Here is a 25,719-nt window from a genome sequence, read left to right as displayed (position 1 = left end):
GCCACTGCGAAGAGCTGCCTCGCGAAGCCGGGGCGTGCCGGCCGGCCTGCAGCCGGCCTTCGAACTAGCCGAAACGCGCCGGGCGGTAAGGCGCCGGGTCGATCGCCGACTGGCGGCCCAGCATCAGATCCGCGAGCAGTTGGCCGGTGCCTGCGCTCATGCCGACCCCCATCATCCCGTGCCCGGTCGCCAGCCAGAGGCGCTCGCGACCGGGTGCGGGCCCGATGATCGGAATATCGTCACAGCTCATCGGCCGCCAGCCGTACCACCGCTCGCGCACCTCGGGCCCGGTCGGCTGATGCAGGTACTCCGCCGCGCCGCGCTCGAGCGCCCCGAGACGACGGGCATTGAGCGCCTCGTCGAAGCCCGAGAACTCCATCGTGCTGCCGAGCCGGAACCCGCTGCCCCATGCGGTGACGCAGACCGAGCGCTCGCGAAGCACCAGCGGCCGCCGGGGCACCAGCGGGGGGCTCGAATAGGTGATCGAGTAGCCCTTGCCCGGTTGCATCGCGTGCCGCAGCCAACGCTGGCCGAGCAGCGTGGCAAGCCGCGGCGACCAGGCCCCGGTCGCGATGACCACCTCCCGGGCGCGTAGCGGGCCGTGCGGTGTATCGATCAGGAAGCCGTCGGGTTCCTCGGTGAGCGACTCAAGCGGCCGATGCTCGTCGATCCGGCCGCCGCGCTCGCCCACCACCCGCGCAAGCTCGGCCACGTAGCGGTCGGGCCGCAGCGCGGCGTCGCCCGAGAAGCGGATGGCCCCTGCGACGCCGGGCTTCACGGCCGGCTCCTGGGCCTCGTAGGAAGGCCCGTCGATGACCTCGACGCCGATGCCGAGCCCGCGCAGCAGCTCCAGCTCGCCCTGGCCGTGCTCGAAGCGCCGCGGATCGCGGAAGACATAGTCCTCGCCGGACTCCACGAACTCGCAAGCCAAACCGTAACCATGGATCCACTGCTGCAACCGCTCGCGCGAATCGTTGAGCAGCGCGGCCTTCGCGCGTGCGCTGACCTCCCAGTCGCGCACATTGCAGCGCGCCGCGAACCGCCACAGCCAGCGCCACAACAGGAGGTCGACGCGTGGGCGGATGTACAGCGGCGAGTCGGCCGACACCATCATCCGCACCGCGGTCGACACCATGCCCGGCGCCGCGAGCGGCGGCGCATGGCTGGGGGTGATGGTGCCGCAGTTGCCGTGGGAACTGCCGCCGCCGATGCGGCCGGCATCGATGACGCGCACGCCGCGCCCGCCCTCGAGCAGTGCCAGCGCGGTGCACAGGCCGATCACGCCCGCGCCGACGACCACCACATCTTCGCGTTGTTCCATGCCCGCAGTTTACGGCGCGTGCGCGCGCTCCAGCCGCAGCGGCGGGCGCCCGCCGTACGTGAATGCGCGCCACAGCCATTCCGCCGGACCGTAGCGGAACCGCGCGAGCCACCAGTGGCTCCAGAGCACCTGCAGCCCGAACAGCACCAGCACGAACGGCACCTGCCATGCGCGCGGCAGCTGCTCGAACCAGCCCAGGCCATAGCCGTAGAACACCAGCGTGCCGATGACCGACTGCATCAGGTAGTTGGTCAGCGCCATGCGCCCGGCCGGGGCGAAGATCGCGAGTCGCGACGCCCACGGTGGCGACTTCAGGCCATGCATCACCCAGGCGAAATAACCCAGGCACATCAGCAGGCTCGCGACCCACGCCAGCGCGGCTGCGGCGCCAACCCGGATATCCATGCGTCCGTCCAGCGTCGGCTCGAGCGCGACCGAAGCCAGCATCAGCGCAAGACCGACCGGCAGCGCGATAAACCGCAGTCGCGAATACAGCCGTGGAAACTCGCCGGGCCGTTCGATCGCGCCGGAGCGCACGAACCACAGGCCCAGCACGAACATCGCCAGCACCTGCCAGCCGAAAATCACCACGAACGTGAGCACGCTGACCATGTCATCCCAGCGCTGGGCGACCGCGGCGAGGTAATCGCCGCCGCCGTACGCGGCGCGCTGCGCATTGATCATGCGGGCCGTCTCGGCAAGCTGCGCGGCCTGCTGCTTCGCCGCTTCGGTCGCGCCCTTCGGGTCGAGCTGCGACAGGCTGACCAGCGCGCCGAGCAGCAGCATCAGCACGACCGGGATCAGGTACATGCCGAGCGCCCAGCGCGGCAGCTTCGCGGTCGCCTTGTTGCGAAAGCCCCACAGCAACGCGAGCGACAGCACGGCGTAGACGGTGAGGATGTCGCCCGACCAGATCGCGAGCATGTGCACCAGCCCGATCGCCAGAAGCCCGAGCGTGCGCCGCAGGTAGACCTTCACGAACGGCCGGCCCGCCGCATCGGCACGTCGCATCATCACCGCGAAGCCCATGCCGAACAGCAGCGAGAACAGCGTGTAGAACTTGCCCTGCACGAGGACGTAGATCGCGGTGTCCACCCAGCGATCGACGCCGCGCAGCGAGGGGTCGACGCCCGTCATCGCGGCATTGAGCGGCCCGACCATCGCTTCGATGTTCATCAGCAGGATGCCGAGCAGCGCGAACCCGCGCAGCACGTCCATCGCACCGATCCGCTCCGATGTCGCCACCGGCCCCCAACGCGTCGCTGCGTTCATCGCACCCCTCCCTGTGAGGTCGCGATTGTGTGCGAAGTGCCCCTGTTCCCCTTGGCCCGGAAGTCACTGCCGCGCCAAAAACGAAGCCCGCTTGCGCGGGCTTCGTCCCGTGCCGGAAGGCTGGCTCAGTGGTGGTGGCCACCTTCGCCGTGCACGTGGCCGTGCTCGAGTTCCTCGGCCGAAGCCTCGCGCACCTCGACGATCTCGATCGCGAAATGCAGGTCCTTGCCGGCCATCGGGTGGTTGAGGTCGACGTCGACGACGCTCATGCCGACCTTCTGGATCGTCACCGCACGCGGGCCGAAATTCGTGTTCAGGATGACCTGCATGCCCGGCTTCAGCGGCTGGCCTTCGAAATGCTTCTTCGGGATGCGCTGGGTCAGGCCCTCGCGCTTCTCGCCGTAGGCCTCGGCGGCCGCCACGTCGACTTCGAACTTCTCGCCGGCCTCGCGGCCTTCCATCGCGGTCTCAAGGCCCGGGATGATGTTGCCGTGCCCGATCAGGATCGCCAGCGGCTCGCGGCCTTCCGACGTCTCGAGCGGCTCCTGGCCCTGCTCGGACACGGTGTAATGGAAACGGACGACGCTGTCTTTCTGGATTTTCATGGACTCGGGCTCGGCTGGCGGCAACGGGGCCGCGTTGGGCAGTGGCGGCTGTGCCGCCTGCGGGAACCACGACCGTATTGCCGAGCCACGTGCGACCCGCCAAGCTGTCGGCCGTGACGAAGGCCGCGCATTATCCGGACAAGCCCCTCCCGGCGCCAGTTCGCCCTGCCATGGCAGTGGCGGCGCTGGTGCTTGCCGCCATGGTCGGCGCCTGCGGAAAACCCGAGCGCGTGCGCCCGGCGCCGGTGGCGCTGCGCGACTGGCCGGTCGTCGAGCCGGCCGACCCGGCACGCGCGAATGCCGTGTTGATCCGCGCGATCAGCCTGGTGGGCACGCCGTACCGGGCCGGCGGCGGACGGCCCGAGGACGGCTTCGACTGCAGCGGACTGGTCAATTACGTCTACCGCGACATCCTCGATCTGAGACTGCCGCGCAGCTCACGAGAGCTGTCGGCCTGGCCCGGCCCGAAGCTCGCGCCAGACCGGCTGGCGGCCGGCGACCTGGTGTTCTTTGCCAGTGCGGGCACGGTCGACCATGTCGGGATCTACCTCGGCCAAGGCCGCTTCGTGCACGCTCCGAGCAGCGGAGGGACGGTCCGGGTGGACCACCTCGACGGTCATTACTGGCGCGACCATTACGTCGGCTCCCGACGCGTACTGAACTGAGACCGGCGTTTCAGGACGGTTCAGCTGAACCGTCAAAGTGGAATGGGGGTCCGCCGGCCTCACAAATTTCTAACGAAATCTGAACCTTTCCCTGCGATTCCGTGGGCATCATCGCCGCGTCAAGAATTCATGATGACCGCGTGACGATGCTCTCGACCTCCACAGGCCGCACTGCCGCCACCGCCTCTCCCGCCCGTCGGGCGGCGATCCGTTTCTCCCTGCTGCTTGCGCTTTCGGCCTCGTCGCTGGGCGCGTTTGCCCAGCAGAAGCCCACTGTCGCTGCGCCGCCGATTGCGGTGCCGGCGCCGCAGGAAGACGCGACGGCCACCCGTCGCGCGCTGCCGGAGTCGATGACGCTGTCGGACCGCGCGCTGATCCTCGCGACCGACCTCAACCGCCTGCTGACCCCTGCCGACGCCAAGCCGGCGGGCGAAGGCGGCATCAAGGATGTGCTGCAGCGCGCGCTGGGCCTGCTCGGCACGCCGTACCGCTGGGGTGGCACCTCGCCGGATAGCGGCTTCGACTGCAGCGGCCTAGTCGGCTACGTGTTCCGCAATGCACTCGGCATCGAGCTGCCGCGCGTTTCGCGCGAGATGGCCAAGGCCGGCGAGCTGGTCAGCGACCGCGCGGCGCTGGTGGAAGGCGATCTGGTGTTCTTCGGCAAGCACGGCGGTGAGGTGGACCACGTCGGCATCTACGTGGGCAACGGCAAGTTCGTGCATGCGCCGCGTACCGGGCGTGACGTGACCGTTTCGACGCTCGACAGCGGCTACTGGCACGAGAAATTCCTGCAGGCACGTCGCGTGCACGGCGGCTGAGGCTGCTGCCCTCGTCGCGTCGCACGGAGCCGCCTTCGGGCGGCTTCTGCGTTTCCGGGCTCAGCCGGCGGCCGGCGGCTCGCGGAACTGCTGGATCGTCTGCTCGATCCCCTTGCTGAGCGCCATCACCTGCTGGGCGTACTCGGCGAGCCGGCGGTCGTGCTCGCTGTCGGGTTCCCAGCACGGGACAGGGCCGGGTTTGCCGGTGTCCCGGTCGAGCGCGACGAACACGATGACGCAGTGGGTGCACAGGCGCTCGGCCCCACCCATCGGGTCACGCGCAGTGACCTCGACCGCGAAATGCATGCTGCTGGTGCCGGTGTGCACGAGCTTGGCGGTCACCGTGACGAGGTCGCTGATGTGCACGGGCGCGACGAACCGGATGCCGCCGACCGCGACAGTGACGCAGTAGCACCCGCTCCAGCCGACCGCCGCCGCGTAGCCGGCCTGGTCGATCCATTTCATGACCGTGCCACCGTGCACCTTGCCGCCGAAATTGACGTCGGTCGGCTCAGCCAGAAACCGCATCGTCAGTTCGCGTTGTTCGCCGCTCATCTGATCTCCCATGTTCGTTCCGGCGCCGGCGGCCTGAGTGTTCTGCGGCGCCCGCCTCCGCCGCGGCATCATGCCCCTACCGCGTGACGGCGCAGCCACGGGCCGCAGGCGTGCCGCATCCAGCACGGACGCGCCGGCCCTGCCCGGACGCCGCTGGTCGATGCGATGCGGATCGCACACACTGCCGCGCCCGCCACCAGCCTGACTGCCGCCACCATGCGTAGCCTTGTCGCCGTGCTGTTGCTGCTCGTCACTTCCGCCCAGGCGGACGAGGCGCTCCTGCCGGCGTCGCGTGCGAACGAAACACCCGACTCGTGGCGCCGGCCGGTCGCGCCGTTCCGCATCGCTGACCGCAGCTGGTACATCGGCACCGAGGGGCTGGCGTCAGTGCTGATCCGCACCGACGCCGGCGCCGTGCTGATCGACGGCGGCCTGCCGCAGGCGGCAGACCACCTGCTGGCACGCATGGGTGAGCTGGGCCTCGCGCCGGGCGAGCTCAAGTGGGTCGTCCACAGCCACGCGCATTTCGACCACGCCGGGCCGCTTGCGGCGATCGCGCGTGCCACGGGTGCGCGCATCGCGACGAATGCCGAGTCGGCCACGTTGCTCGCGCGTGGTGGCGCCGACGACCTGCATTTCGGCGACAGCGTGATGTTTCCGCCGGCACGTGCCGATCGGCTGCTGATGGACAGCGAGACGATCGAGCTTGGTGAGCTGCGGCTGGTCGCGCATTTCACACCTGGCCATACCCCCGGCAGTCTTAGTTGGACGTGGACCGACACACGCGACGGGGCCCCGGTCCGGATCGCGTATGCCGACAGCCTGACCGCACCGGGCTATCGGCTTGAAGGCAACCCGCGCCACCCACGCATCGTCGAGGATTACCGCCGCGGCTTCGCGGCGGTGCGCGCCCTGCCCTGCGACCTGCTGCTGACGCCGCACCCGGATGCGAGCGGCTGGGCGGTTTCGAACACGGCGGCGCCACACCCGAAGCCGATCACCTGCGCGGCCTATGCCGATGCGGCCGAGCGCCGTCTCGACGCGCAGCTCCAGGCCCAGCGCGGGAAGCGCCGCTGATTCCGTACTCGCCGGTCGTGGCCACGCTGGGTTACGTGCTTTCGCCGGACGGTCGCGAAGTGCTGCTCGTGCATCGCAACGCGCGGCCGGATGACGCGCACCTTGGAAAGTACAACGGCCTGGGCGGCAAGCTCGAAGCCGATGAGGACGTACTGGCGGGCATGAGGCGTGAGATCCGCGAGGAAGCCGGCATCGAGTGCACGGCGCTCGCGCTGCGCGGCACGATCAGCTGGCCCGGCTTCGGCAAGCACGGCGAGGACTGGCTCGGCTTCGTGTTCCTGATCACCGCATTCGAAGGCGAGCCGCTGACCGCGAACGCCGAAGGCCCGCTGGAGTGGGTGCCGCTCGAGCGCATCCACGAACTGCCGATGTGGGAAGGAGACCGCGAATTCCTGCCGCTGGTGTTCGACGAAGATCCGCGTCCGTTCCATGGCGTGATGCCGTATCGCGATGGCCGCATGCTGTCGTGGCGGTATTCGCGCGTCTGATGCACTCCTCCGCCCCCGCGCTTAGGCTCGCCAACGCTCCGCCCGAAAGCGGGCCGGCCCTTCAGGGCGCCGCCTGGCTCCCCGTCTGCACCATGCCCTGCCCCTCGCGCTGGCTGAACTCGAACCGGTAGACGAGGCTGACCGCCTGACGCGCCATCAGCGCATCGCCACACCCCGGCCCGTCACGCAGCTTCGTCGCCTCATCGGCGAACACGCACTTGAATGCCGGGTCGAAACGCCAGCCCGCTACGGTTTCGGCGGCGGCGGCGTCGAAGGCCGCGTCAACCGGCGCATCGCAGCCGGGCCGGTCCTTCAGCGGACGCGAAAACATCACCGCGCCGTCGGGCCCGATGCTGACCTGCAGGCAGATCGCCTGCGGCGGCAGTTGCTGGGCGAGCAGGGCCTGCGGGTAGGTCGGCATCGCGTTCGAAGGCTCTTCCAGCGGTGGGTGGAACGCCTCGTTCGCAGCCAGCACGAGCCGGGCCTGCGCCGGCTCGATGCCGGTGATGTCCTCGGCGCCGACGCGGCCGTCGCGCGCCGGCGCGGTTGATTCAACGGGCGCGGGTGAAGTCGTGGCGCAGGCGCACAACCATGCGGTGGCGGTCGCAACCGCGATCGTCCGTGCGATCCGGATCTGTGACTTCATGTCGGTCGTGCTCCCTTGGATTCGACGCGCCCTAGGCGGCCTTGTGTTCGGCGGATTCGTGTTCGACCAGCCCGACGTTGCTCGACGCCGCGTCATATACCGCGCGGTCGAGCAGCCCGGTCTCCTTCGCGACCAGCACCGGCACCAGCATCTGCCCGGTCACGTTCGTCATCGTGCGCATCATGTCCAGCACACGATCGATCGCGATCAGATAGCCGATGCCCTCCAGCGGCAGGCCGGCCGCCGACAGCACCAGCGTGACCATGACGCTCGCCGTACCCGGCACCCCGGCGGTGCCGAAGCTGCCGAGTACCGATGCGATGAGGATGATGAAGTACTGCGACGGATCGAGCTGCAGCCCGAAGTACTGCGCGACGAACATCGACGTCAGCGCGGGATAGATCGCGCCGCAGGCGTCCATCTTGATGCTCGCGCCCAGTGGCACCGCGAACGCCGCGTAATCGCGGTCGACGCCGAGGTTGTGGGTCACCGACTGGATCGAGGCCGGCAGCGCCGCGAAGCTGGACGAGCTGGCGAACGCGACCTCCATGCCCGGCGCGGCGCCGCGGAAGAACCTGAGCGGATTGAGTCCGTGCGCGGCGAGCAGGCCGCCGTACACCACGACGATATGCAGCGCGCAGGCGACGTACAGCGCCACGACGAATGTCCCCAGCGGCAGCAGCTTCTCGAAACCGTACGCACCGACCAGCGCACCGATCAGGCCGAACGTGCCCAGCGGCGTGACCTCGAGAACGAAGCGCGTGATCTGGATCATGACCTCGCTCGCCTCGCCGGCGAGCTTTCGCAGCCCTGCGACGCGCTCACCGAGCTTGACCAGGGAAAAGCCGATCAGCGCGGCGAAGAACAGCACCTGCAGGATCGTGCCCGTCGGCGCCAGACGCGTCGCCCCGTCCCCGTCGGTGACCGGCCCCGCCCCGGCCAGCGCCTGGAACGGGTTGAGCGGCACGATGTCGAGCACCACCTGCACCGGCGACGGTACGTCGCGCACGTTGAACTCGGGCGCAACCGTCAGCCCCGCCAGGCCGCGGCCCGGCTGCATCACCCAGCCGACGAGCAAACCGATGCAGACGGCGAAGATTGCGGTGACCGCGAACCACGCGAACGTGCGACCGCCCAGCGCTGCGATCGACTTCTGCCCGTGCAGCGACGCGATGGCATTGATGACCGCGAAGAACACCAGCGGTACCGCGATCATCTTGATCAGGTTCACGTACAGCCTGCCGATCGGACCCAGCAGGCTCTCCGCGGCGGGACCCAGCATCCAGCCCGCGAGCGCGCCGAGGATGAAACCGGCAAGCACGCGCTGCCAGAACGGAATCTTGAACCACGCATGGATGGCGCCGGACAGCACGGACATGGCAAACCCTCACAACGATCGGTCAACCATAGCCGAGCTCGCACGGGCGGGCGATACCGGAGCCGGGCGCGCAGCGTTCCATTCGCCGCTACACGCAGCCGGCATAATCGCCGGTCAGCCTCGACGAGTACCTGCCCGATGCACCGCACCCTCCCGCTCTGCCTGCTGCCCGCGTTGTTCGTAACCGCATGCGCCTCGGTCGAACCGCGCACGGCCGCGACGCCGGCAGCACCGGCGATCACGGTGCAGGTGCCGGCAATCGAACGCCCCGGCGGCGAGACGCCTGCATGGTGGTACCGCAGTGGCGCCGCGGCGGCAGCCGAGCGCGGCGCGATGGCCGGCAAGGCGCGCAACGTGATCCTGTTCGTCGGCGACGGCATGAGCCTCACTACGGTGGCCGCCGCGCGCATCCTCGAAGGCCAGCGCCGCGGCCAGCCCGGCGAGGAGAACCGTCTGGCGTGGGAGGACTTCCCGGCCACCGCGCTGAGCCGCACCTACAACACCGATTCGCAGACGCCTGACTCCGCCGGCACGATGACCGCGATGGCCGCGGGCGTGAAGACGCGCGCCGGCGTGATCGGCATCGACCAGACCGCCGCGCGCGGCGACTGCGCCGGTGCGCTCGCTGCGCCGGTCGCCTCGCTGTGGGAACTCGCCGCGCAGAACGGCCTGTCGACCGGCGTGGTCACGAGCACGCGGGTCACTCACGCGACGCCGGCCGCGACGTTCACGCACAGCGCCGACCGCAACTGGGAAGACGACGCCGCACTGCCCGCCGATGCGAAGGCCGCCGGCTGCGCCGACATCGCGCGGCAGTTCGTCGAGTCGCCGACCGGCGGCCCGGACGTGCTGCTCGGCGGCGGTCGCGGCCAGTTCACGCCGGCGACCCAGCCCGACCCCGAACACGCCGACAAGGTCGGCCAGCGCCTGGACGGGCGCAACCTGGTCGAGGAGTGGAAGCAGCGCCATCCAGGCGGCACCTACGTCTGGAACCTGCAGCAGCTGCAGCAGGCACCGGCGCAGGGGCGGCTGCTCGGGCTGTTCGAACCCAGCCACATGAACTACGAGCACGATCGTCCACGCGACCCGGCCGGCGAGCCGACGCTCGCCGAGATGACGCGGGCCGCGATCGCCCGGCTTCAGCAGGACAAGGACGGCTTCGTGCTGCTGGTCGAAGGTGGCCGCATCGACCATGCGCATCACGAGGGCAATGCCTACCGCGCGCTCACCGACACGATCGCGTTCAGCGACGCCGTGCGCGCCGCCGACGAGATGACCTCGGACGAGGACACGCTGATCCTCGTCACCGCCGACCATGCACACACGCTGACGTTCGCCGGCTATCCGGTGCGCGGCAATCCGATCCTCGGCAAGGTGCGCGGCAGCAGCGGCGAAGGCAGCGATGCCGGCGACTACGCACGCGATGCGACCGGCCTGCCTTACACGACGCTCGGCTATGCGAACGGGCCTGGCTACACCGGCGCCAGCGACCAGCAGCCGCAGGGCCCGAAGCGCTGGCCGCATCAGGCCAGCGGCTACCAGCCCGCGTCCGGCCGCCCGGACCTCGCCGAGGTGGACACCGCGCACCCCGACTATCTGCAGGAATCGACCGTGCCGACCAGCGCCGAATCACACGGTGGCGACGACGTCGGCATCTGGGCGCGTGGCCCCGGCAGCGCGGCCGTGCGCGGCAATGTGGAGCAGAACGCGATCCACCACTTCATGCTGCAGGCGCTGCCGGCGCTGCGCAGCAAGCTGTGCGAAGCCGGACGCTGCGACGCGAACGGCGTGCCGGTGGAACTGCCTGCACCGGTGGCCCCAGCGGCAAAGTGATCGACCAGGCGGCAAATTTCCCGCGCGTCGCTAGCGCACGCGGCGCGCGAACTTCACCTGCGCAAGCGCATGGGCTTCGTCGAACAAAGGCGCAAGCGCGTGCCAGGTCCGCACTGACGGGTTGAGCACGCAGACCCACCCCATCCACGCATAGACCGGATGCGGCATCAGCACGTCCAGCTGCTGGAAATCGTGCCCGGTCGACACGACCCCGCCCTTGTCGGGCCGTGTCGGAACCGCACCGAGCAATCGCTCGTAGGTGCGCCGCGAGACGCCGGTGTTGACGCGGAACACCCCGTCGCGATCGAGCCCGCTCGCGCGGTCGTTCGCACCGTCGCGCTGTTTGATCGTCGCGAAGTAGATGCCGCGCGGCAGCACGCCGCCCGGGTTGTGGAACAGCGAGCGCTCGCCCCAGGCGTCGACCACGCTGAGCCCGTCGTAGCGCGCAAGAAGCCCGGCTTCGACGTGGGCCGGGGTCAGCCGTGGTTGCGCAATCCCTGCGCCTGCCGCATCCATGCGCCGATCAGAACGGCTTGGCGAGCACGAGATAGACGATCGCCACCAGCCCGATCACCGGCAGTTCGTTGAACCAACGCAGTCGGCGCGCCGCCGGCAGCCGCCCGCCGTTCACCGCGCTCTTGAGCATGCGTCCGGCGACGATGAAGTACACCAGCAGCGCCACCACGAGCGCGATTTTCGCGTGCAGCCAACCGTTGCCCGGCCCGCGCCCGACGCCGAAGTGCATCCACAGCGCGAGCCCCAGCACGACCGCGATGCCGAACATCGCATGGCCGAAGCGATACAGGCGGCGCCCCATCAGCACCAGCCGCTCGCGCACTGGCGGGACATCCCCGGCTTCGGCCAGGTTGACCAGCAGGCGCGGCAGGTAGAACACGGCCGCCATCCAGGCGATCACGAACACGAGGTGGAAGGTCTTGGTCCAGACGTAAGCGTTCATGGGTAAACCGCGTGAAAAAGGCCGCGCTAGGATGCCACGCCGCAATGGCGCGCCGGTGATCCCATCACCCGGCTGGCTACGCACCACCCTTCCCTGCCGCACGTCGCAATATCCAGGACCTTCATGAGCAAGCAGTACGACGCCGACTATTTCCAGCGCTGGTACCACGACCCGGCGCTGAAGCAGCACGCGATCGGCGGTGCGGCGCGGCTTGCGCGCAAGGTCGCGCTCGCCGTCGCGACCGCCGAGTACCACCTCGAGCGCCCGATCCGCACCGTGCTCGACATCGGCTGCGGTGAAGGTGCGTGGCGCGCGCCGCTTCTGAAACTGCGGCCTAAAGCGCGCTATCTCGGCTTCGACAGCAGCGAGTACGCGATCGCCCGCTTCGGCGCGCGCCGCAACCTGCACTTCGCGCGGTTCGGCGACTTCGGGCATCTGCGCCCCTGCGATCCCGTCGACCTGCTGGTCTGCAGCGACGTGCTGCATTACGTCGATACGCGTGAGCTCGACCGCGGTCTGCCCGCACTGGCCGAGCTCTGCGGAGGGGTCGCGTTCCTCGAAACCTTCACGCGTGAGGACGGCATCGAGGGTGACACGGCCGGTTTTCAACGTCGCCCGGCGAGGTTCTACCGGCAGCGCTTCGAGGCACTCGGGCTGGCTTCGCTGGGCTCGCATCTGTGGCTTTCGCCGGCGCTGGTGGACGGCGTGACTACGCTCGAGCTGGCCCGACCCTAACGTGATGGAAGTTCATTTCCCTCTACACACCCCGGGGTATGCTGCAGCGCAACACCTACAGGGGGTGAGGCCAAAATGCTGCTCTATCAGATGCATGAACTCGGGCGGGCCTGGCTCGCACCGGTGACCTACTGGGCCGATGCCGGCGCCAAGATGTTCGGCGCCACCGGAAGCTGGCTGTCCGGCGTGCCGGGCGCCTCCCGCATGGCGGCGGGCTACGAGCTGCTCTACCGCATCGGCAAGGATTACGAAAAGCCGGCGTTCGGCATTCACGAAATCGAGATCGACGGGACCAAGTTCCCCGTTGTCGAGCGTGAGGTGCTGAAAAAGCCGTTCTGCCGACTGCTGCGCTTCAAGCGCTACGCCGACGAGGCCGAAGACCTGGTCGGACTGCGCGATGATCCGACCGTGCTCGTCGTCGCCCCGCTATCGGGCCACCACTCCACGCTGCTGCGCGACACCGTCCAGACGCTGCTGCGCGACCACAAGGTCTACATCACCGACTGGATCGACGCGCGCATGGTGCCGCTCAGCGATGGGCCCTTCCACCTCGACGATTACGTCGCGTACATCGAAGAATTCATCCGCCACATCGGCGCCGAATCCCTGCACGTGATCAGCGTGTGCCAGCCGACCGTGCCGGTGCTGGCTGCCGTATCGCTGATGGCCGCACGCGGTGAGGCCACGCCGCGTTCGCTGGTGATGATGGGCGGGCCGATCGACACGCGGCAGAGCCCGACACAGGTCAACGACCTCGCGGCGCACAAGCCGCTGTGGTGGTTCGAAACGAACCTGATCCACCAGGTTCCGGCGAACTACCCGGGCCGCGGGCGCCGGGTGTACCCGGGCTTCCTGCAGCACACGGGCTTCATGGCGATGAACCCCGAGCGGCATTTCCAGTCGCATTGGGATTTCTACGCGCATCTGGTCAAGGGTGACCTCGAGGATGCCGCATCACACCGTCGCTTCTACGACGAGTACAACGCCGTGCTCGACATGCCGGCCGAGTACTACCTCGACACCGTGCGCATCGTGTTCCAGCAGCACCTGTTGCCGAAGGGCGGCTGGGATGTGCGCGGTGAACGCGTGCGCCCGGATACGATCAAGGGCACGGCGCTGCTGACGATCGAAGGCGAGCTCGACGATATCTCGGGCCGCGGCCAGACGCGTGCAGTGCATCAGCTGTGCAGCGGCATTCCGGCGGAGGACCAGCACCACGCCACGATCGAAGGCGCCGGCCATTACGGCATCTTCAGCGGCCGGCGCTGGCGCACGCAGGTGTATCCGCAGGTGCGTGACTTCATCGCGAAGTACGCGGGCTGACGGATCCGCGGGTCGCGGCGCGACGCGGACTGCGTTGCGCCCGACCCGCCGCCCCGCGACCGCGCCGTCGTGCGGTGCTCAGTCGTGCTGCGCGGTCCTGACGAGCATGTGCTTGGCCAGCATCGCGTGCAGGCGGCCGATGCCACGCGCGAGGTGCAGCGTGAGGAACAACAGGGCGATGCCCACGAGCGCGATGAACGGCCACGTCCACGGCAGCGCCTCGGCGCCCGCCACCTGCAGGCCGTCGATCGTGAACACGCCGGCTTCGCCGAGGGCGAGCAGCACGGGCGCGGCGATCAGCGAAATCGACGTCGCCAGGCCCGTCACCGCAAGCGTGAAATACACGACGCCGAGCGGCAGCATCAGCAGGAAGTAGAGCTGCGTCGCCCAGACGCGTGGATCGGTGAACAGCTGCACGATGCGCTCGATCAGCGGCTTTCCGCGTGTGCTGTACAGCGGTCGACGCGGCATGCGTTCGCCGAGCATTGCTTCGACGAGGCGGCCTTCCACCAGCGACAGCACGCGCACCGATCCGAAGTAGAGGATCACGAACGGCACACCGATGATCAGCATCGCAAGGCCGGCCGACAGCGACACGCCGGTGACGACCCAGGTGAAATAGAAGATGCCGGTCGCCATCGACAGCAGCATGTAGAACAGGGCCGCGTAGGTGCGTGGCTCGGCGGCAACGCCGAAAAAGCGGCCGAACGCCGAGCGGCGCGGCCGCGCCGGCGGCGCGCGCAGCGCGGTTTGCACACGGACTTCGGTGTCGCGGTAGATCTCGGCGACTTCATCGGGTGCGCCGTAGCTGCCCGCGACCGAAGCGATCACTTCTGCTTCCGAGCGGCCCGGGTTTTCCGCCAATTCCGAGCGCAGGTATTCCTCGGCGTCGTACAGCGCGTCCTGCACCAGCGCCGGATCGGCGCCTGCGAGTTCGCGGCGCAGGTGTTCCAGGTATTCGGGAATCGTCGCCGGAAACTGGCGGGCGCCGGCGATGCCGGGTTCACGGGAGGCATTCATGGGATCAACTCTTCGAGGACGGAATCGACGGAATCGCGGGTGGCGCGCCATGCGGCGGCCCATTCGCGCAGCACTACCCGCCCGGCATCTGTGATGCGGTAGTAGCGTCGCGGCGGGCCTGCGTCGGAGGGCTCGACGTGGCTGGCCAGCAGGCCGGCCGCTTCGAGATTGCGCAGCACCGGGTACAGCGCACTCTGTTTGCCGGCCAGCACGCCCTCGCCGCTGCGTTCCAGGCGCTTGGCGATCTGGTAGCCGTACATCGGCTGCGCGGCGGCGCCGAGCACGGCCAACAATGCGAGCGAGACCGTGCCGGCGCTGAGCTCTTTCTGGAATTTGCGCAGCAGGGGTTCGGTGTCGAACATGGCGGCCGGGCGACTAGTGTGGAGTCGATAGTAGTGTGGAGTTCGCAGTAGCACGCCTGCCGATGGTCATGGTGACGGCTGGCCGCTGCGCTTTGGCGCCACCTCGACCCCTGGGTTGATAGACCGGCAGTACCTCTCAATCAGCAGGAGATCGCCATGTCGCAGGGAGACAAGTCCGCCTACACCGACAAGCAAAAGCGCAAGGCCGAGCACATCAAGGAAAGCGAACTCGACCAGGGCCGCTCCGAGAACGAGGCCGAACGCATTGCCTGGGCGACGGTCAACAAGCAGGACGGCGGCGGCAACAAGTCCGGCTCGGGTCGGGACAGCTGACCCTCGCTCGATCGATGGCCGGGCATGGCGGCCCGGCCGGCTGGCCCGGAGCGTACGCATGACCCAGAATCGGCCGCATCCTTCTGCGGAGTGCTGTCATGCGAACCAGTCTGTCCCGATCGAGCCGCACCCAGCTGTCCGCCGCGTTGCCGATCGCGCTCGCGATGCTGCTGGGCTCGGCTCCGGCGCTCGCCGCCCCACCGGCAAAAGCCGCCGACGCAAAGCCGCGCTCGATGCAGGAAATCATCGACGCGTCCGCGCCGTCGGACTGGCGCCGGATCGAGCCGTCGAACACGCTGGTGATGGATCTCGATGCCGGCCGCATCGTGATCGAGCTCGCTCCGAATCTCGCGCCCGAGCACGTGGCGAACATCCGCACGCTTGCACGTGAGGGCTACTGGAACGGCACCAGCATCAACCGCTCGCAGGACAACTTCGTCGTGCAGTGGGGCGATCCGGCGGAAGACGAAGCCAAGCGCAAGCCGCTGGGCTCGGCGAAGGCGAAGCTGCCGGCGGAATTCGAGCGCGTGCGGCCGAAGGGTGCGTCGTTCGATGTGCTGCCCGATCGCGACGGCTGGGCGCCGCAGGTGGGCTTCGTGGACGGGTTCCCGGCCGGCCGCGACCCGGCCACCGGCACGACCTGGCTCGCGCATTGCTACGGCATGGTTGGCGCTGGCCGTGACATCGCCGCCGATTCGAGCAACGGCACCGAGCTCTACGTCGTCACCGGGCAGTCGCCACGGCAACTGGACCGCAACATCACGACGGTGGGTCGCGTCGTGCACGGCATCGAGCACCTGTCGACGATGCCTCGTGGCACCGGCCCGCTCGGTTTCTACGAGAAGCCCGAACAGCGCACGCCGATCCGGACGGTGAGGCTTGGAAGCGAGCTGCCCGAAACCGAGCGCATGGCGCTGGAAGCGATGCGCACCGACACCGCTGCATTCACCGAACTGGTCGAATCCAGGCGTAACCGCCGCGACGATTTCTACAAGCGTCCGGCGGGCCACATCGACCTGTGCAACGTCCCGCTGCCGGTTCGCGTCGCGGACGCGAAGACCAAGGGCGCAAAGTAGGCCGGTCGAAGCGGAACAACCCAAGTGGCCGGTGCATCACGGCCGCTGAGCCGCACAGGCTGCGCCCTCCGCGCCTCGCCGTTACTGCGGGCTGGCGAGGGCGGCCCCTGCTTCGGCGGCCGGGCCATTGGCCGCTGCCGGGCGTGCGGACACCGCAGCCGGCGCGCGCGCCAGTGCTGCCGCGTCGCCGCTCGGCGGCAGCGGCGGCGGGTCAACCGCACGGCCGTCGCCGACCACGCGCGCGCGGTCGCTGGCTTCGGCCGAGCGTTCGGCCGCCGGGTTCAGCACGACGATGCTGATGCGCCGGTTGATCGGATTGCGGGAGTCCACCTGGTCGAACAGCACCGACGAGGACAGGCCGACGATGCGCGAGAGCTTTTCTTCGGCCAGGCCGCCGCGCACCAGCGCACGTCGTGCCGCGTTCGCGCGTTCGGCCGACAGCTCCCAGTTGCTGTAGCCGGTGATGCCGCCGGCGTAGGGTGTGGTGTCGGTATGGCCGCTGATCGCGATGCGGTTGTCGACCTGATTGAAGAACCGCCCCAGCTCGAACAGGATTGCGCGCGTGTGCGGCTTGAGCTCGGGTGAGCCCAGATCGAACATCGGCCGGTTCTGCGCATCAACGATCTGCACGCGCAGCCCTTCCGGCGTGAGGTCGATCAGCAGCTGATCCTTGAACGGCGCCATCGCGAGGCTCTTCGCGATCGCCTCTTCGAGCAGCTTCTTGAGCTCTTCGAGCCGCTTACGTTCCTTCTCTTCTGCCGCCTTCGCGTCGGCCTTGAGGTCCACCGAGCCCGCACCGGGCGGATTCTTGACGGCGTCGAACACCTTGATCGGTGCATCGCCGGCGCCACCGGGCCCCATCTTGCCCTCCACCGTCGCACTGCCGCGGCTGGCGACCGCGCTCGGGTTCTTGAAGTAGTCGGCCACGCCGCCGAGCTGCTCGGGCGTCATGGTCGCGGTCAGCCACATGACCATGAAGAACGCCATCATCGCGGTCACGAAGTCGGCATACGCGACTTTCCACGCGCCGCCGTGGTGGGCGCTTCCGCCCTTTTTCTTGCGGACGACGATGATCGGTTGTTGTTGCTGTTGTTGCTTCTCGGACGCCATCGCGGTGCTCCGTCAGCCCTTGGCGGCCTTGAGGTCGGCCTCGAGGTCGGCAAACGTCGGGCGCACGTCGGAGAACAGCAGCTTGCGTGCGAACTCGATCGCTACCGTCGGCGCATAGCCGCGCACCGATGCGACCAGCGCCATCTTCACCACCTCGAACGCCTTCGCGTCCTCGTTCGCGCGGGTCTCCATCGCCGTTGCCAGCGGGCCCACGTAGCCGTACGCGATCAGGATGCCGAGGAACGTGCCCACCAGCGCCGAGGCGACTTTCAAGCCGATCTCGGACGGAGGCGCGCTGCCGACGACTGACATCGTGTTGATGATGCCCAGCACGGCGGCCACGATGCCGAAGCCCGGCAGTGCGTCGGCGACTTTCTGCACCGAGTGCGCAGGCTCGAGCGCTTCGTGGTGGTGGGTTTCAAGTTCGTATTCGAGCAGCGACTCGAGCTCGTGCGGATTCATGTTGCTGCCGACCATCAGCCGCAGGCAGTCGGTGATGAAATCCAGCATGTGATGGTCGGCCATGACCTTCGGGTACTTCTGGAAGACCGCGCTTTCCTCGGGATTATCGACGTCGGCTTCGACGGCCATCATGCCCTCGCGCCGCATCTTGATCAGGATCTCGTAGATGAGCTTGAGCAGGTCTACGTATTCCTGGCGCCGATACTTCGGCCCCTTGAGCAGCCCGATGGGCGCGCGGAACGCCGCCTTCATCACCTTGGGCGGCGTCGCGATCATGTACGCGCCCAGGGCCGAGCCGCAGATCACGATGACCTCGTTGAGATGCCACAGCGCCATGATCTGGCCGCCGACCATCACGAAGCCGCCAAGCACGCTGGCCATGACGACGATGCCACCAATGATCAGGAACATCCGGGGGAAATCCGAGCAGCTGCAATGTCCGCGGTATCGGCCCGGCGACGCATCTCTTGAGCGCCGGTGCTCGGCGTCGTTCCGCTTCGAGCTGCGCGCCTGCCTGGCGCAACCTTTGTTTGCCGGGCGCAGCGCCTTGCCGTGACGGTAACGCCGCAGTGCCTAGTGTCGGACGCAACCGGCGTCGATGCGGCGCCATGTCGTCCACCGAGCTACAGGAATCAACCATGACCTCCAGACAGCAGCCCGGCTCAGACCGTAGCGACGATTTCGCGTCGCGCCCCTACGAAAACATGCCCTCGGTGACTTCGCGCGCCTGGGGTCCCAGCAAGGCCCACGGCGATCCGGATCCGTTCGGTTACCGCGACCAGGGTGGCTACGGCGACTTCCGCACGGATTCGCAGGGCGGGCGCAACGGCCCGGACGCCCAGGACCGTCCGTCCGGCCATCGCGGCCGCGGCCCGCGTGCGACGCGCTCGGACGAGAGCATCGCCGACGAGGTGTACTTCCGGCTCACCGAAGATCCGTTCATCGACGCGAGCGAGATCCTCGTCAATGTCGAGGAAGGCGTGGTGACGCTGACCGGCGAGGTGACCGAGCGGCGCATGAAGCATCGCGCCGAGGACCTCGTCCACGAAATCCGCGGCATCCGCGAAGTGAACAATCGCATTCTGGTCGACAAGGTGCAGCGCTCGTTCACCGATTCGATGGGTGGCCTGCGTGCCGGCGAAAGCCAGAAGGGCAGCGGCTTTTCGAGCGCGTCGCCCGGCCATGGGGCACCGGGCATCCACGGTCAGGCCGCAGAGCAGGACGAACCCTCGGGCGGCCCGTAAGCCGTCTGATGCACCACCGCCGCGCCCGAACATGACGGGCGCGGCGTCGGCATCGTCCGTTTACCCGTCCGAAGCCGCCCGCGTCAGGGGCCGGGAATGTCGGGTGACAGCGCCTGGTGCTGGAACAGGCACATGCGCAACACGTCGTGGTAGCGGCCGTCGCTGAAGAACTCGTCGATCAGTACGCCCTCGCGCTTGAAGCCAGCGTCCTCGTAGACGTGAATTGCCGCGGCATTGTCGACATCGACCAGCAGGTAGAGCTTGTAGAGGTTGAGCACGCGGAACGCGTAGTTGATCGCCAGCCGCGTGGCCGCCTTCGCGAAGCCATGTCCCTGCTGCTCGGGCGAGACCATGATCAGGAACTCGGCACGCCGGTGCAGATGGTCGATCTCGACCAGCTCGACCAGCCCGGCGCGATGCCCTTCGCCGTCCTCGATGATGAAACGGCGCTCGGACTGATCGTGAATGTGCTTGCGGAACAGCTCCTCGAGTTCGACGAACGACTCGTACGGCTCCTCGAACCAGTAGCTCATGACGCTGCGGTTGTTGTTGAGCAGATGTACGAAATGCAGGTCACCGCGCTCGAGTGGACGGAGCGTCACGGTGGCCGTGGCGGCAGGCGATGGGGTCTTTTCCATGAGCTGAACCCTAGCGGAGCGGATGCGTACGCGCCGTCACGCGGCCTTGGCCGGACCGCTCCTAGCCTGACCCCAACTCGTTTTTGGAAACACCGCCATGCCCCAGATGCGCCTGCGTGTGATCGGCAGTGAAGACGATGCCCGTGCGATCGGCAACCTGCTTGCGAGCATCGACGGGATCGAGCACGTCGAGGAAGTCGCCGACCTGATGCCGCGCCTCGACGATGCCGATTCGAGCTCGGCCGGGCTGCCCGACGACATGGGCCCCGGCACCCACGAACTCGAGGTCGGCGCCGCCAACCGGGCGGCCGCCGGCCGGGTGCGCGAAGCGGTCGAAGCACTCGCGTTCGACCTCGACGTGCTGGTCGAGTTCGAGACCGACGAAGACTGGCACGACGCCTGAACGACCTGCCAATGAATACCGCCGATGACACGATGGCTTCACGCGACAGGTCGATAAGCTCGCGCCATGTCGAACCGGGGCGAGCCGCAAACGTGAGTACCGTCAGCACCATCATTCCGTGGCTGCGCTACCGCAACGCGTTCGTTGCCATCGATTGGCTCTGCAGCGCGTTCGGATTCCAGCCCCAGTTCATCCAGGCTGAAGGCCACACCGTCCACCACGCGCGGCTGACCTGCGGCGACGGCATGGTGATGCTGGGCTCGGCCGACGACGGCACCGAGTCCGACCGCCACATGCTGCAGCCGGACGAAACCGGCGGCCGCGAGACGCAGAGCTGTTTTGTTGTGGTCGATGACGTGGACGCCCATTACGCTCAGGCGGTCGATGCCGGCGCCGAAGTGGTGATCCCGCTGTCGGTACAGGAGCACGGCATGCGCAGCTACGCCTGCCGCGACATCGAAGGCCACCTGTGGTGGTTCGGTTGCGCGATCCCGCGCCTCGAAGTCGCTCCGGCCATGCACCGGTTCGGCGCGCTGCACTGAGCACTACCGCCGGTCATGGTGACCGGCCCTCACGACGTCCTGCTGCGGCCTGCCCCGCGCCGTAAGGCACGGGCGCGACGCGCGGCGGTATTCGCCGGGGACTACTTCGCCTTCGCCGACCGCTGACTGAGCGCCACGCTGCCCAGAATCAGCGCGCCGGCAATACCCATGCTCAACGTCAACGCCTCGCCGAGCAGCGCCCAAGCCCATGCAACAGCGAACAGGGGCACCAGATAGGTCACGGTAACCGCCCGGCCGGCGCCGATCCGGCGAATCAGCCGGTAATACAGCGCATACGCGATCCCGGTGCACAGCACGCCCAGCATCGAGGCCGACACCCAGGACTCCATCGGGATCGGCTGCTGCGGCCATTGCGCGATCGCGAACGGCAGCACCATCAGGGCGGCGCAGCTGAGCGTCGCCGCGGCGACCGCGATCGGCGGCAACCCGACCAGGTGGCGTTTCACCAGATGCGCGCCGATGCCGTACAGAAACGCAGCGCTGCACCCTGCGACCACCGCACCGCCGACGTTCGAACCCGCGGTCTTGCCGCTGGCCAGCACGACCACGCCGCCGAAGCCGACCAGCAGCGCGAACGCGCGCCGGCGGCCGATCTGCTCGCGGAAAAACAGGAAGCCCACCAGCGCGGTGAACAGCACGGCCATCGCGTTCGTGATCGCGCCGATGCCGGCAGGCGCGCGCTGCGCGGCCCAGGCGAACAGCGCGAACGGAATCGCCGAGTTGATCGCACCGATCAGCGCAAGCTTCGGCCAGATCGCGCGGTCGAACGCGGCGCGTTCGCGCAGCAGGAACGGCAGCAGTATCAGCGCGCCCAGCGCGAGCCGCATTTCGACCAGCGCCAGCGAGCCGAAGTCCTTCGCGGCCACGCGCATGAACATGAAGGATGCGCCCCAGATGGCGGCCAGCACGCCGAGCTCGAGCGGCGTCAGCCAGGCGCGCACGGCCGGGGTCTGCGCGTCGGCAGAAGGGATCACGACGGAGTCGGCGGCACGCATGAGACAAGCTCGATTGAAGGCTGGGCGCCATTGTCCGCAGCCGCCGAAGCCGCACAAGCGCATACTTTCATCCCCAGCCACAAGCCTGGTTTGAGGCTCGAATGACACTGCGCGCCGACTGGCTGCCGACGCTTGCCGCGTTCGAATCCGCCGCCCGACACCAGAACTTCGCCCACGCCGCCGAGGAGCTGCACCTGACCGCAAGCGCGGTCAGCCACCACGTGCGCAAGCTCGAGGCGCGGCTCGGGGTCGCACTGTTCCAGCGCCACGCGCGTGGCGTCGCGCTGACCGCCGAGGGGCGCACGCTCGCTGATGCCGCAAGCAACGCGTTATCGGATTTGGACGGGGTGCTCGGCAGCCTGCGCAGCACCGATGCGCAGCACGACCGCGTGCGCATTACCACCCTGCACTCGCTGGCCTACACCTGGCTGATGCCAAGGCTGCCGGCGTTCACCGCGCTGCATCCGCAGATCCGGCTCGCGTTCGATACCGAGGTCGCACTGACGCGCTTCGATGATGGCGGCCCTGACCTCGGCATCCGCCACGGCCCGGGCCACTGGTCGGGCCTGACCGCGCATCTGCTGATGGATGATGCGCTGTTTCCGGTCGGGTCGCCTTCGCTGCCCGGTCTTGCGGACGTGGCTGACGTGGCCGACGTCGCGTCGCTGCCGCTGGTATCGGACCACGCGCGCCAGGGCTGGCACGACTGGTTCCGCGCGGCCGGGCTGCACGGGGCTCGCCTGAACGAGCGGCACAGTTTCAGCGACTCGACCGATGCGCTCAACGCCGCCGCAACCGGCCTCGGCGCCGCGCTCGCGCGCAAGCGCATTGTCGGCCCGTACCTGGACGACGGCCGCCTGGTGCGCCTGCCGGGGCCGGTGCTGGCGACGCGCTGGAACTACTACATCGTCTATCCCGCCCACCGACGGCTGCGGCCGGCCGCGCAGATGTTCGTTGACTGGCTGCTGTCGCTGCCGATCGACTGACCGATCCGGACACGGTGCGCGGCAGCGGTTGCACCGTGGTGACCCCGCACGCGCGACGCCGCACCGGCCTGTCCGCTCGCCCCGCATATCCGCCGCTCAGCGCCGGTACGTCGCGTCACGCGCGTGGCCGCCAATCCATGCAAGCCGCTTGCATCGTTACTGGCAGTGCCACTGGCGGATAATCCGCCGATGCCGATGACCGACAGCCGCCGCGCGTTCCTGCAGATCCATTTCTGCGTCCTGCTGTGGGGGTTCACCGCGATCCTCGGCAAGCTGATCACGTTGCCGGCGCTGCCGCTGGTGTGGATGCGCATGCTGATCGTCGTGGCCGCGCTGGCGCTGGTGCCGCGCGTCTGGCGCGGGCTGCGCGCGATGCCGTCGCGGCTTCGCTGGTCGTACGCGGGCATCGGCGTGCTGGTCGCGCTGCACTGGCTGACGTTCTACGGCTCGATCAAGCTGTCCAACGCGTCGGTCGGCGCGACCTGCATCGCACTGGCAGCGGTGATGACCGCGATCGTCGAGCCCTGGCTCACGCGCACGCGGCTGTCGATCCGCGACGTCGCGCTCGGCATCGCCGTGCTGCCGGGCGTGGCGCTGGTGGTCGGCGGCGTGCCGGAGGGCATGCGCCTGGGCGTCGCGGTCGGCGTGCTGTCGGCGTTTCTCGTGGCGATCTTCGGCTCGCTCAACAAGCATCTGGTCGAGCATGGCGACCCGCTCACGGTGACCGCGATCGAACTCGGCGCCGGCGCGATCGCGCTGACCGCGCTGGCGCCGTTGGTCGCGCTGCTGCCCGGTGTGTCGGGTGCGCTGTCCGGCGACCTGCTGGTGCTGCCCGGTGCGCGCGACACCGTCTACCTGCTCACGCTCGCGATCGCCTGCACGCTGCTGCCGTTCGCGCTGTCGCTGGTCGCGCTGCGCCACATGAGCGCGTTCGCCGCGCAGCTGGCGATCAACCTCGAGCCGATCTACGCGATCGTGCTCGCGATCGTGCTGCTCGGCGAGCAGCGCGAGCTGACCCCGCAGTTCTACGCCGGCGTCGCGCTGATCCTCGGCGCGGTGCTGCTGCATCCGCTGCTTGCGCGGCCGCGGGCGGTCACGCAGCCGGAGGCGCTGGCCACGGCCGAGGCGAAAGACCTCACCCCCTGACCGGCCCACGGCGACACGGTTGTGGCAGGCTACCCGCCGGCCCCGCCTCCGACGCCGCACATGTACCTGCAGCATTTCGGCCTGACCGAGCCGCCGTTCGCCATCACCCCCGACCCGCGCTTCGTGTTTTTGAGCGAGCGCCACCGCGATGCACTCGCGCACCTGAGCTACGGCATCAGCCAGGGCGGGGGCGGCGGGTTCGTGCAGCTCACCGGCGAGGTCGGCACCGGCAAGACCACGCTGTGCCGGCTTTTGCTGGAGCAGCTGCCCGAGAACACGCGCGTTGCGCTGGTGCTCAACCCGCGCGTTTCGCCCGAGGAACTGCTCGAGACCGTCTGCGAAGAGCTCGGCATCGACACCACCGGGCGGCGCGGCCGGATCAAGCCGCTCGTGGATGCGCTGAACACGTATCTGCTCGATGCGTATGCGCAGGGCCTGCGCATCGTGCTGATCATCGACGAGGCGCAGAACCTGTCGTTCGAGGCGCTCGAGCAGGTGCGGCTGCTGACCAACCTCGAGACCTCCACGCAGAAGCTGCTGCAGATCATCCTGATCGGCCAGCCCGAGCTGCGCGGCATGCTGGCGCGCGAGAACCTGCGCCAGCTCGCGCAGCGCATCACCGCGCGCTTCCACCTCACGCCGCTGTCGGCGCCGGAGACCGGGGCGTACCTGCGCCACCGGTTCGCGATTGCCGGCGGCACCCACATGCCGTTCTCGCCCGACGCCGTGCAGCGCATCCACGCGCGCACCGGCGGCATCCCGCGCCTTATCAACGTGGTGGCCGAACGCGCGCTGCTGGCCGGCTACGTGCACGAGCGCACCACGATCGACGCCCCGCTGGTGGAGCGCGCCGCGGACGAAGCGCTGGACACCACGCGCCGCGCCTCCAGCAGCGCGTCGCGTCGCTGGTTCAGCCCGCCGCGGCTTGCCGCGGTGGCGGCGGTCGCCGTGGTGGCGACCGGCGTCGGCGTGTGGATCGGCAGTGCAGTCGAAGGCTCGGCGCCGACGGCACAGGCCAGAACCACCGAGGTGCAGCCCGCCGGACAGCCCGTAGCCCCGGGCCCCATCAGCGCGGCGGCCGCGCCACCGACCTCGCCGACACCGCCCGCGGCAGGCACGCTTGCGGCGGCCCTGGCCCGCACGAACGGCGACGAATCGGCGGCCTGGGCCGAACTCGTGCGCCTGTGGCAGTTGCCCGGCGGCGAAGTCGCGCAGGCACGCGTTCGCGCCTGCGACCCGGTGCCGGTGCCCGGCCTGCACTGCGCGCGCGGCGTCACGACGCTGGAGGCGATTGCGGCGATCGACCGGCCGGCCGTCCTCCGGCTGCAGGCGCCGCGTGGCCCGGCCTCGGTGCTGCTGCTCGGCCTGGACGGCGACCGCGTGCGGCTCTGGCTGGACGGCGGTCCGGTGGCCGTTCCGCGCGGCGAGTTGGCCCCGGTCTGGTCCGGCAACTACACGATGCTCTGGTCGGCGCCCCAGCTCGCGTCGCTGCCGCTGCCGGCCCAAGGCGACGGCCCGGCGGTCGACTGGCTGCGGGCGCGGCTGGGCCACGCTGGCCCGCCCGTGTTCGACACGGCGATGCGGTCGGCACTCAAGGACTACCAGCGCAGGCACGGTCTGGTGCCGGACGGCGTGCCGGGCCCGGCGACGCGATCGATGCTGGCCACGGCCGATGCCGGCCCCCAGCTGCAACGCACGGAGTAAGCG

At 68.9% G+C, this 25,719-nt stretch carries 28 protein-coding genes and 1 pseudogene; 15 read left to right on the top strand and 14 right to left on the bottom strand.

The window, feature by feature from the left end; genetic code table 11:
- Positions 1 to 64: 64 nt before the first annotated feature.
- From ACFFGH_RS05890 to ACFFGH_RS05880, 3 genes are all read right to left on the bottom strand, one after another.
- A complete protein-coding gene (locus tag ACFFGH_RS05890) occupies positions 65 to 1,321 on the bottom strand; it encodes an NAD(P)/FAD-dependent oxidoreductase (protein ID WP_386665787.1) in 1,257 nt (418 codons plus the stop codon).
- 9 nt (positions 1,322 to 1,330) lie between these two features.
- Positions 1,331 to 2,593: a DUF418 domain-containing protein gene (locus ACFFGH_RS05885; RefSeq protein WP_386665786.1), complete on the bottom strand. Its 1,263-nt coding sequence runs from the start codon at positions 2,591 to 2,593 to the stop codon at positions 1,331 to 1,333.
- Positions 2,594 to 2,718: 125 nt separating this feature from the next.
- Positions 2,719 to 3,198 carry an FKBP-type peptidyl-prolyl cis-trans isomerase gene (locus ACFFGH_RS05880; RefSeq protein WP_386665783.1) on the bottom strand — a complete coding sequence of 160 codons (480 nt, stop codon included), beginning with the start codon at positions 3,196 to 3,198 and terminating at the stop codon, positions 2,719 to 2,721.
- Between the two features lie 170 nt (positions 3,199 to 3,368).
- Between ACFFGH_RS05880 and ACFFGH_RS05875 the strand changes: the two genes are divergently transcribed.
- Both ACFFGH_RS05875 and ACFFGH_RS05870 read left to right on the top strand, forming a co-directional pair.
- Positions 3,369 to 3,863, top strand: a complete 495-nt coding sequence (locus ACFFGH_RS05875) for a C40 family peptidase (RefSeq protein ID WP_386667403.1) — start codon at positions 3,369 to 3,371, stop codon at positions 3,861 to 3,863.
- Between the two features lie 146 nt (positions 3,864 to 4,009).
- Positions 4,010 to 4,681, top strand: coding sequence for a C40 family peptidase (locus tag ACFFGH_RS05870; RefSeq protein ID WP_386667402.1), 672 nt, complete (start codon positions 4,010 to 4,012; stop codon positions 4,679 to 4,681).
- Positions 4,682 to 4,741: 60 nt separating this feature from the next.
- Here the strand turns inward: ACFFGH_RS05870 and ACFFGH_RS05865 are convergent, their stop codons facing one another.
- The gene (locus tag ACFFGH_RS05865) at positions 4,742 to 5,236 is read right to left on the bottom strand and encodes an acyl-CoA thioesterase (RefSeq protein WP_386665780.1); all 495 of its coding nucleotides are present in this window, start codon (positions 5,234 to 5,236) and stop codon (positions 4,742 to 4,744) included.
- A 216-nt stretch (positions 5,237 to 5,452) separates the two neighbouring features.
- Here ACFFGH_RS05865 and bla point away from each other — a divergent pair, with 216 nt between their 5' ends.
- Together bla and ACFFGH_RS05855 are read left to right on the top strand one after the other, a co-directional pair.
- Positions 5,453 to 6,313, top strand: a complete 861-nt coding sequence (gene bla / locus ACFFGH_RS05860) for a subclass B3 metallo-beta-lactamase (RefSeq protein ID WP_386665778.1) — start codon at positions 5,453 to 5,455, stop codon at positions 6,311 to 6,313.
- Entirely contained in the window at positions 6,313 to 6,801 is a 489-nt protein-coding gene (locus tag ACFFGH_RS05855) for an NUDIX hydrolase (protein WP_386667401.1), read from the top strand. Before bla ends, ACFFGH_RS05855 begins: the two co-directional genes overlap by 1 nt.
- A gap of 61 nt (positions 6,802 to 6,862) precedes the next feature.
- On the opposite strand, the gene ACFFGH_RS05850 is transcribed toward ACFFGH_RS05855, so the two are convergent.
- Positions 6,863 to 7,447, bottom strand: a complete 585-nt coding sequence (locus ACFFGH_RS05850; protein ID WP_386665776.1) for a hypothetical protein — start codon at positions 7,445 to 7,447, stop codon at positions 6,863 to 6,865.
- Between the two features lie 31 nt (positions 7,448 to 7,478).
- Positions 7,479 to 8,825, bottom strand: coding sequence for a dicarboxylate/amino acid:cation symporter (locus tag ACFFGH_RS05845; RefSeq protein WP_386665773.1), 1,347 nt, complete (start codon positions 8,823 to 8,825; stop codon positions 7,479 to 7,481).
- Positions 8,826 to 8,963: 138 nt separating this feature from the next.
- Here ACFFGH_RS05845 and ACFFGH_RS05840 point away from each other — a divergent pair, with 138 nt between their 5' ends.
- The gene (locus ACFFGH_RS05840) at positions 8,964 to 10,658 is read left to right on the top strand and encodes an alkaline phosphatase family protein (RefSeq protein WP_386665771.1); all 1,695 of its coding nucleotides are present in this window, start codon (positions 8,964 to 8,966) and stop codon (positions 10,656 to 10,658) included.
- 30 nt (positions 10,659 to 10,688) lie between these two features.
- Here ACFFGH_RS05840 and ACFFGH_RS05835 read toward each other — a convergent pair whose 3' ends face one another.
- Positions 10,689 to 11,174, bottom strand: a complete 486-nt coding sequence (locus ACFFGH_RS05835; RefSeq protein ID WP_386665769.1) for a DUF6194 family protein — start codon at positions 11,172 to 11,174, stop codon at positions 10,689 to 10,691.
- Between the two features lie 7 nt (positions 11,175 to 11,181).
- Entirely contained in the window at positions 11,182 to 11,616 is a 435-nt protein-coding gene (locus ACFFGH_RS05830; RefSeq protein ID WP_386665767.1) for a CopD family protein, read from the bottom strand.
- 123 nt (positions 11,617 to 11,739) lie between these two features.
- Here ACFFGH_RS05830 and ACFFGH_RS05825 point away from each other — a divergent pair, with 123 nt between their 5' ends.
- Both ACFFGH_RS05825 and ACFFGH_RS05820 read left to right on the top strand, forming a co-directional pair.
- A complete protein-coding gene (locus tag ACFFGH_RS05825; protein ID WP_386665765.1) occupies positions 11,740 to 12,351 on the top strand; it encodes a class I SAM-dependent DNA methyltransferase in 612 nt (203 codons plus the stop codon).
- A 78-nt stretch (positions 12,352 to 12,429) separates the two neighbouring features.
- Positions 12,430 to 13,674 (top strand): polyhydroxyalkanoate depolymerase, encoded by a 1,245-nt coding sequence (locus ACFFGH_RS05820; protein ID WP_386667399.1) that lies wholly within the window; start codon positions 12,430 to 12,432, stop codon positions 13,672 to 13,674.
- A gap of 78 nt (positions 13,675 to 13,752) precedes the next feature.
- Here the strand turns inward: ACFFGH_RS05820 and ACFFGH_RS05815 are convergent, their stop codons facing one another.
- Positions 13,753 to 14,694: a sensor domain-containing protein gene (locus ACFFGH_RS05815; protein ID WP_386665762.1), complete on the bottom strand. Its 942-nt coding sequence runs from the start codon at positions 14,692 to 14,694 to the stop codon at positions 13,753 to 13,755.
- Positions 14,691 to 15,056: a PadR family transcriptional regulator gene (locus ACFFGH_RS05810; RefSeq protein WP_386665760.1), complete on the bottom strand. Its 366-nt coding sequence runs from the start codon at positions 15,054 to 15,056 to the stop codon at positions 14,691 to 14,693. Before ACFFGH_RS05810 ends, ACFFGH_RS05815 begins: the two co-directional genes overlap by 4 nt.
- Positions 15,057 to 15,212: 156 nt before the next feature.
- Between ACFFGH_RS05810 and ACFFGH_RS05805 the strand changes: the two are divergent.
- Together ACFFGH_RS05805 and ACFFGH_RS05800 are read left to right on the top strand one after the other, a co-directional pair.
- A pseudogene (locus ACFFGH_RS05805) lies at positions 15,213 to 15,380 on the top strand (HupB); the annotation flags it as partial.
- Positions 15,381 to 15,487: 107 nt separating this feature from the next.
- A complete protein-coding gene (locus ACFFGH_RS05800) occupies positions 15,488 to 16,465 on the top strand; it encodes a peptidylprolyl isomerase (protein WP_386665757.1) in 978 nt (325 codons plus the stop codon).
- Between the two features lie 81 nt (positions 16,466 to 16,546).
- On the opposite strand, the gene motB is transcribed toward ACFFGH_RS05800, so the two are convergent.
- Together motB and motA are read right to left on the bottom strand one after the other, a co-directional pair.
- The gene (gene motB / locus ACFFGH_RS05795; protein WP_386665755.1) at positions 16,547 to 17,575 is read right to left on the bottom strand and encodes a flagellar motor protein MotB; all 1,029 of its coding nucleotides are present in this window, start codon (positions 17,573 to 17,575) and stop codon (positions 16,547 to 16,549) included.
- Positions 17,576 to 17,587: 12 nt separating this feature from the next.
- Positions 17,588 to 18,448 (bottom strand): flagellar motor stator protein MotA, encoded by an 861-nt coding sequence (gene motA / locus ACFFGH_RS05790; protein WP_386665752.1) that lies wholly within the window; start codon positions 18,446 to 18,448, stop codon positions 17,588 to 17,590.
- A 197-nt stretch (positions 18,449 to 18,645) separates the two neighbouring features.
- Here motA and ACFFGH_RS05785 point away from each other — a divergent pair, with 197 nt between their 5' ends.
- A complete protein-coding gene (locus ACFFGH_RS05785; RefSeq protein ID WP_386665749.1) occupies positions 18,646 to 19,281 on the top strand; it encodes a BON domain-containing protein in 636 nt (211 codons plus the stop codon).
- An 83-nt stretch (positions 19,282 to 19,364) separates the two neighbouring features.
- Here ACFFGH_RS05785 and speG read toward each other — a convergent pair whose 3' ends face one another.
- A complete protein-coding gene (gene speG / locus ACFFGH_RS05780) occupies positions 19,365 to 19,919 on the bottom strand; it encodes a spermidine N1-acetyltransferase (RefSeq protein WP_386665747.1) in 555 nt (184 codons plus the stop codon).
- Between the two features lie 97 nt (positions 19,920 to 20,016).
- Between speG and ACFFGH_RS05775 the strand changes: the two genes are divergently transcribed.
- A complete protein-coding gene (locus ACFFGH_RS05775) occupies positions 20,017 to 20,322 on the top strand; it encodes a hypothetical protein (protein WP_386665744.1) in 306 nt (101 codons plus the stop codon).
- A 32-nt stretch (positions 20,323 to 20,354) separates the two neighbouring features.
- Positions 20,355 to 20,864, top strand: a complete 510-nt coding sequence (locus tag ACFFGH_RS05770) for a VOC family protein (protein ID WP_386667397.1) — start codon at positions 20,355 to 20,357, stop codon at positions 20,862 to 20,864.
- Positions 20,865 to 20,965: 101 nt separating this feature from the next.
- On the opposite strand, the gene ACFFGH_RS05765 is transcribed toward ACFFGH_RS05770, so the two are convergent.
- Positions 20,966 to 21,880 (bottom strand): DMT family transporter, encoded by a 915-nt coding sequence (locus tag ACFFGH_RS05765; protein WP_386665741.1) that lies wholly within the window; start codon positions 21,878 to 21,880, stop codon positions 20,966 to 20,968.
- Positions 21,881 to 21,981: 101 nt separating this feature from the next.
- On the opposite strand from ACFFGH_RS05765, the gene ACFFGH_RS05760 reads away from it, so the two are divergent.
- The 3 genes from ACFFGH_RS05760 (at position 21,982) to ACFFGH_RS05750 (ending at position 25,716) form a co-directional block, all read left to right on the top strand.
- Positions 21,982 to 22,866 (top strand): LysR substrate-binding domain-containing protein, encoded by an 885-nt coding sequence (locus tag ACFFGH_RS05760; protein ID WP_386665738.1) that lies wholly within the window; start codon positions 21,982 to 21,984, stop codon positions 22,864 to 22,866.
- Between the two features lie 189 nt (positions 22,867 to 23,055).
- Complete coding sequence (locus ACFFGH_RS05755) at positions 23,056 to 24,012, top strand: DMT family transporter (RefSeq protein WP_386665735.1); 957 nt, start codon at positions 23,056 to 23,058, stop codon at positions 24,010 to 24,012.
- 60 nt (positions 24,013 to 24,072) lie between these two features.
- Positions 24,073 to 25,716 (top strand): ExeA family protein, encoded by a 1,644-nt coding sequence (locus ACFFGH_RS05750; RefSeq protein WP_386665732.1) that lies wholly within the window; start codon positions 24,073 to 24,075, stop codon positions 25,714 to 25,716.
- The last annotated feature ends 3 nt before the right edge of the window (positions 25,717 to 25,719 follow it).

It is taken from the genome of Lysobacter korlensis (genome assembly GCF_042434515.1).
The sequence above is the reverse complement of the archived record's forward strand: the minus strand, read 5'-3'. Positions and strand labels throughout refer to the sequence as shown.

Coding starts and splice junctions, on each gene's coding strand:
- ACFFGH_RS05875 (WP_386667403.1), top strand. CDS start 3,369: ATGGCAGTGGCGGCGCTGGTGCTTGCCGCCATGGTCGGCGCCTGCGGA.
- bla (WP_386665778.1), top strand. CDS start 5,453: ATGCGTAGCCTTGTCGCCGTGCTGTTGCTGCTCGTCACTTCCGCCCAG.
- motA (WP_386665752.1), bottom strand. CDS start 18,448: ATGTTCCTGATCATTGGTGGCATCGTCGTCATGGCCAGCGTGCTTGGC.
- ACFFGH_RS05825 (WP_386665765.1), top strand. CDS start 11,740: ATGAGCAAGCAGTACGACGCCGACTATTTCCAGCGCTGGTACCACGAC.
- ACFFGH_RS05835 (WP_386665769.1), bottom strand. CDS start 11,174: ATGGATGCGGCAGGCGCAGGGATTGCGCAACCACGGCTGACCCCGGCC.
- ACFFGH_RS05830 (WP_386665767.1), bottom strand. CDS start 11,616: ATGAACGCTTACGTCTGGACCAAGACCTTCCACCTCGTGTTCGTGATC.
- ACFFGH_RS05865 (WP_386665780.1), bottom strand. CDS start 5,236: ATGAGCGGCGAACAACGCGAACTGACGATGCGGTTTCTGGCTGAGCCG.
- ACFFGH_RS05785 (WP_386665749.1), top strand. CDS start 18,646: ATGTCGTCCACCGAGCTACAGGAATCAACCATGACCTCCAGACAGCAG.
- ACFFGH_RS05765 (WP_386665741.1), bottom strand. CDS start 21,880: ATGCGTGCCGCCGACTCCGTCGTGATCCCTTCTGCCGACGCGCAGACC.
- ACFFGH_RS05750 (WP_386665732.1), top strand. CDS start 24,073: ATGTACCTGCAGCATTTCGGCCTGACCGAGCCGCCGTTCGCCATCACC.
- ACFFGH_RS05755 (WP_386665735.1), top strand. CDS start 23,056: ATGCCGATGACCGACAGCCGCCGCGCGTTCCTGCAGATCCATTTCTGC.
- ACFFGH_RS05775 (WP_386665744.1), top strand. CDS start 20,017: ATGCCCCAGATGCGCCTGCGTGTGATCGGCAGTGAAGACGATGCCCGT.
- ACFFGH_RS05885 (WP_386665786.1), bottom strand. CDS start 2,593: ATGAACGCAGCGACGCGTTGGGGGCCGGTGGCGACATCGGAGCGGATC.
- ACFFGH_RS05760 (WP_386665738.1), top strand. CDS start 21,982: ATGACACTGCGCGCCGACTGGCTGCCGACGCTTGCCGCGTTCGAATCC.
- ACFFGH_RS05850 (WP_386665776.1), bottom strand. CDS start 7,447: ATGAAGTCACAGATCCGGATCGCACGGACGATCGCGGTTGCGACCGCC.
- ACFFGH_RS05845 (WP_386665773.1), bottom strand. CDS start 8,825: ATGTCCGTGCTGTCCGGCGCCATCCATGCGTGGTTCAAGATTCCGTTC.
- ACFFGH_RS05800 (WP_386665757.1), top strand. CDS start 15,488: ATGCGAACCAGTCTGTCCCGATCGAGCCGCACCCAGCTGTCCGCCGCG.
- speG (WP_386665747.1), bottom strand. CDS start 19,919: ATGGAAAAGACCCCATCGCCTGCCGCCACGGCCACCGTGACGCTCCGT.
- ACFFGH_RS05870 (WP_386667402.1), top strand. CDS start 4,010: ATGCTCTCGACCTCCACAGGCCGCACTGCCGCCACCGCCTCTCCCGCC.
- motB (WP_386665755.1), bottom strand. CDS start 17,575: ATGGCGTCCGAGAAGCAACAACAGCAACAACAACCGATCATCGTCGTC.
- ACFFGH_RS05815 (WP_386665762.1), bottom strand. CDS start 14,694: ATGAATGCCTCCCGTGAACCCGGCATCGCCGGCGCCCGCCAGTTTCCG.
- ACFFGH_RS05810 (WP_386665760.1), bottom strand. CDS start 15,056: ATGTTCGACACCGAACCCCTGCTGCGCAAATTCCAGAAAGAGCTCAGC.
- ACFFGH_RS05840 (WP_386665771.1), top strand. CDS start 8,964: ATGCACCGCACCCTCCCGCTCTGCCTGCTGCCCGCGTTGTTCGTAACC.
- ACFFGH_RS05880 (WP_386665783.1), bottom strand. CDS start 3,198: ATGAAAATCCAGAAAGACAGCGTCGTCCGTTTCCATTACACCGTGTCC.
- ACFFGH_RS05770 (WP_386667397.1), top strand. CDS start 20,355: ATGGCTTCACGCGACAGGTCGATAAGCTCGCGCCATGTCGAACCGGGG.
- ACFFGH_RS05890 (WP_386665787.1), bottom strand. CDS start 1,321: ATGGAACAACGCGAAGATGTGGTGGTCGTCGGCGCGGGCGTGATCGGC.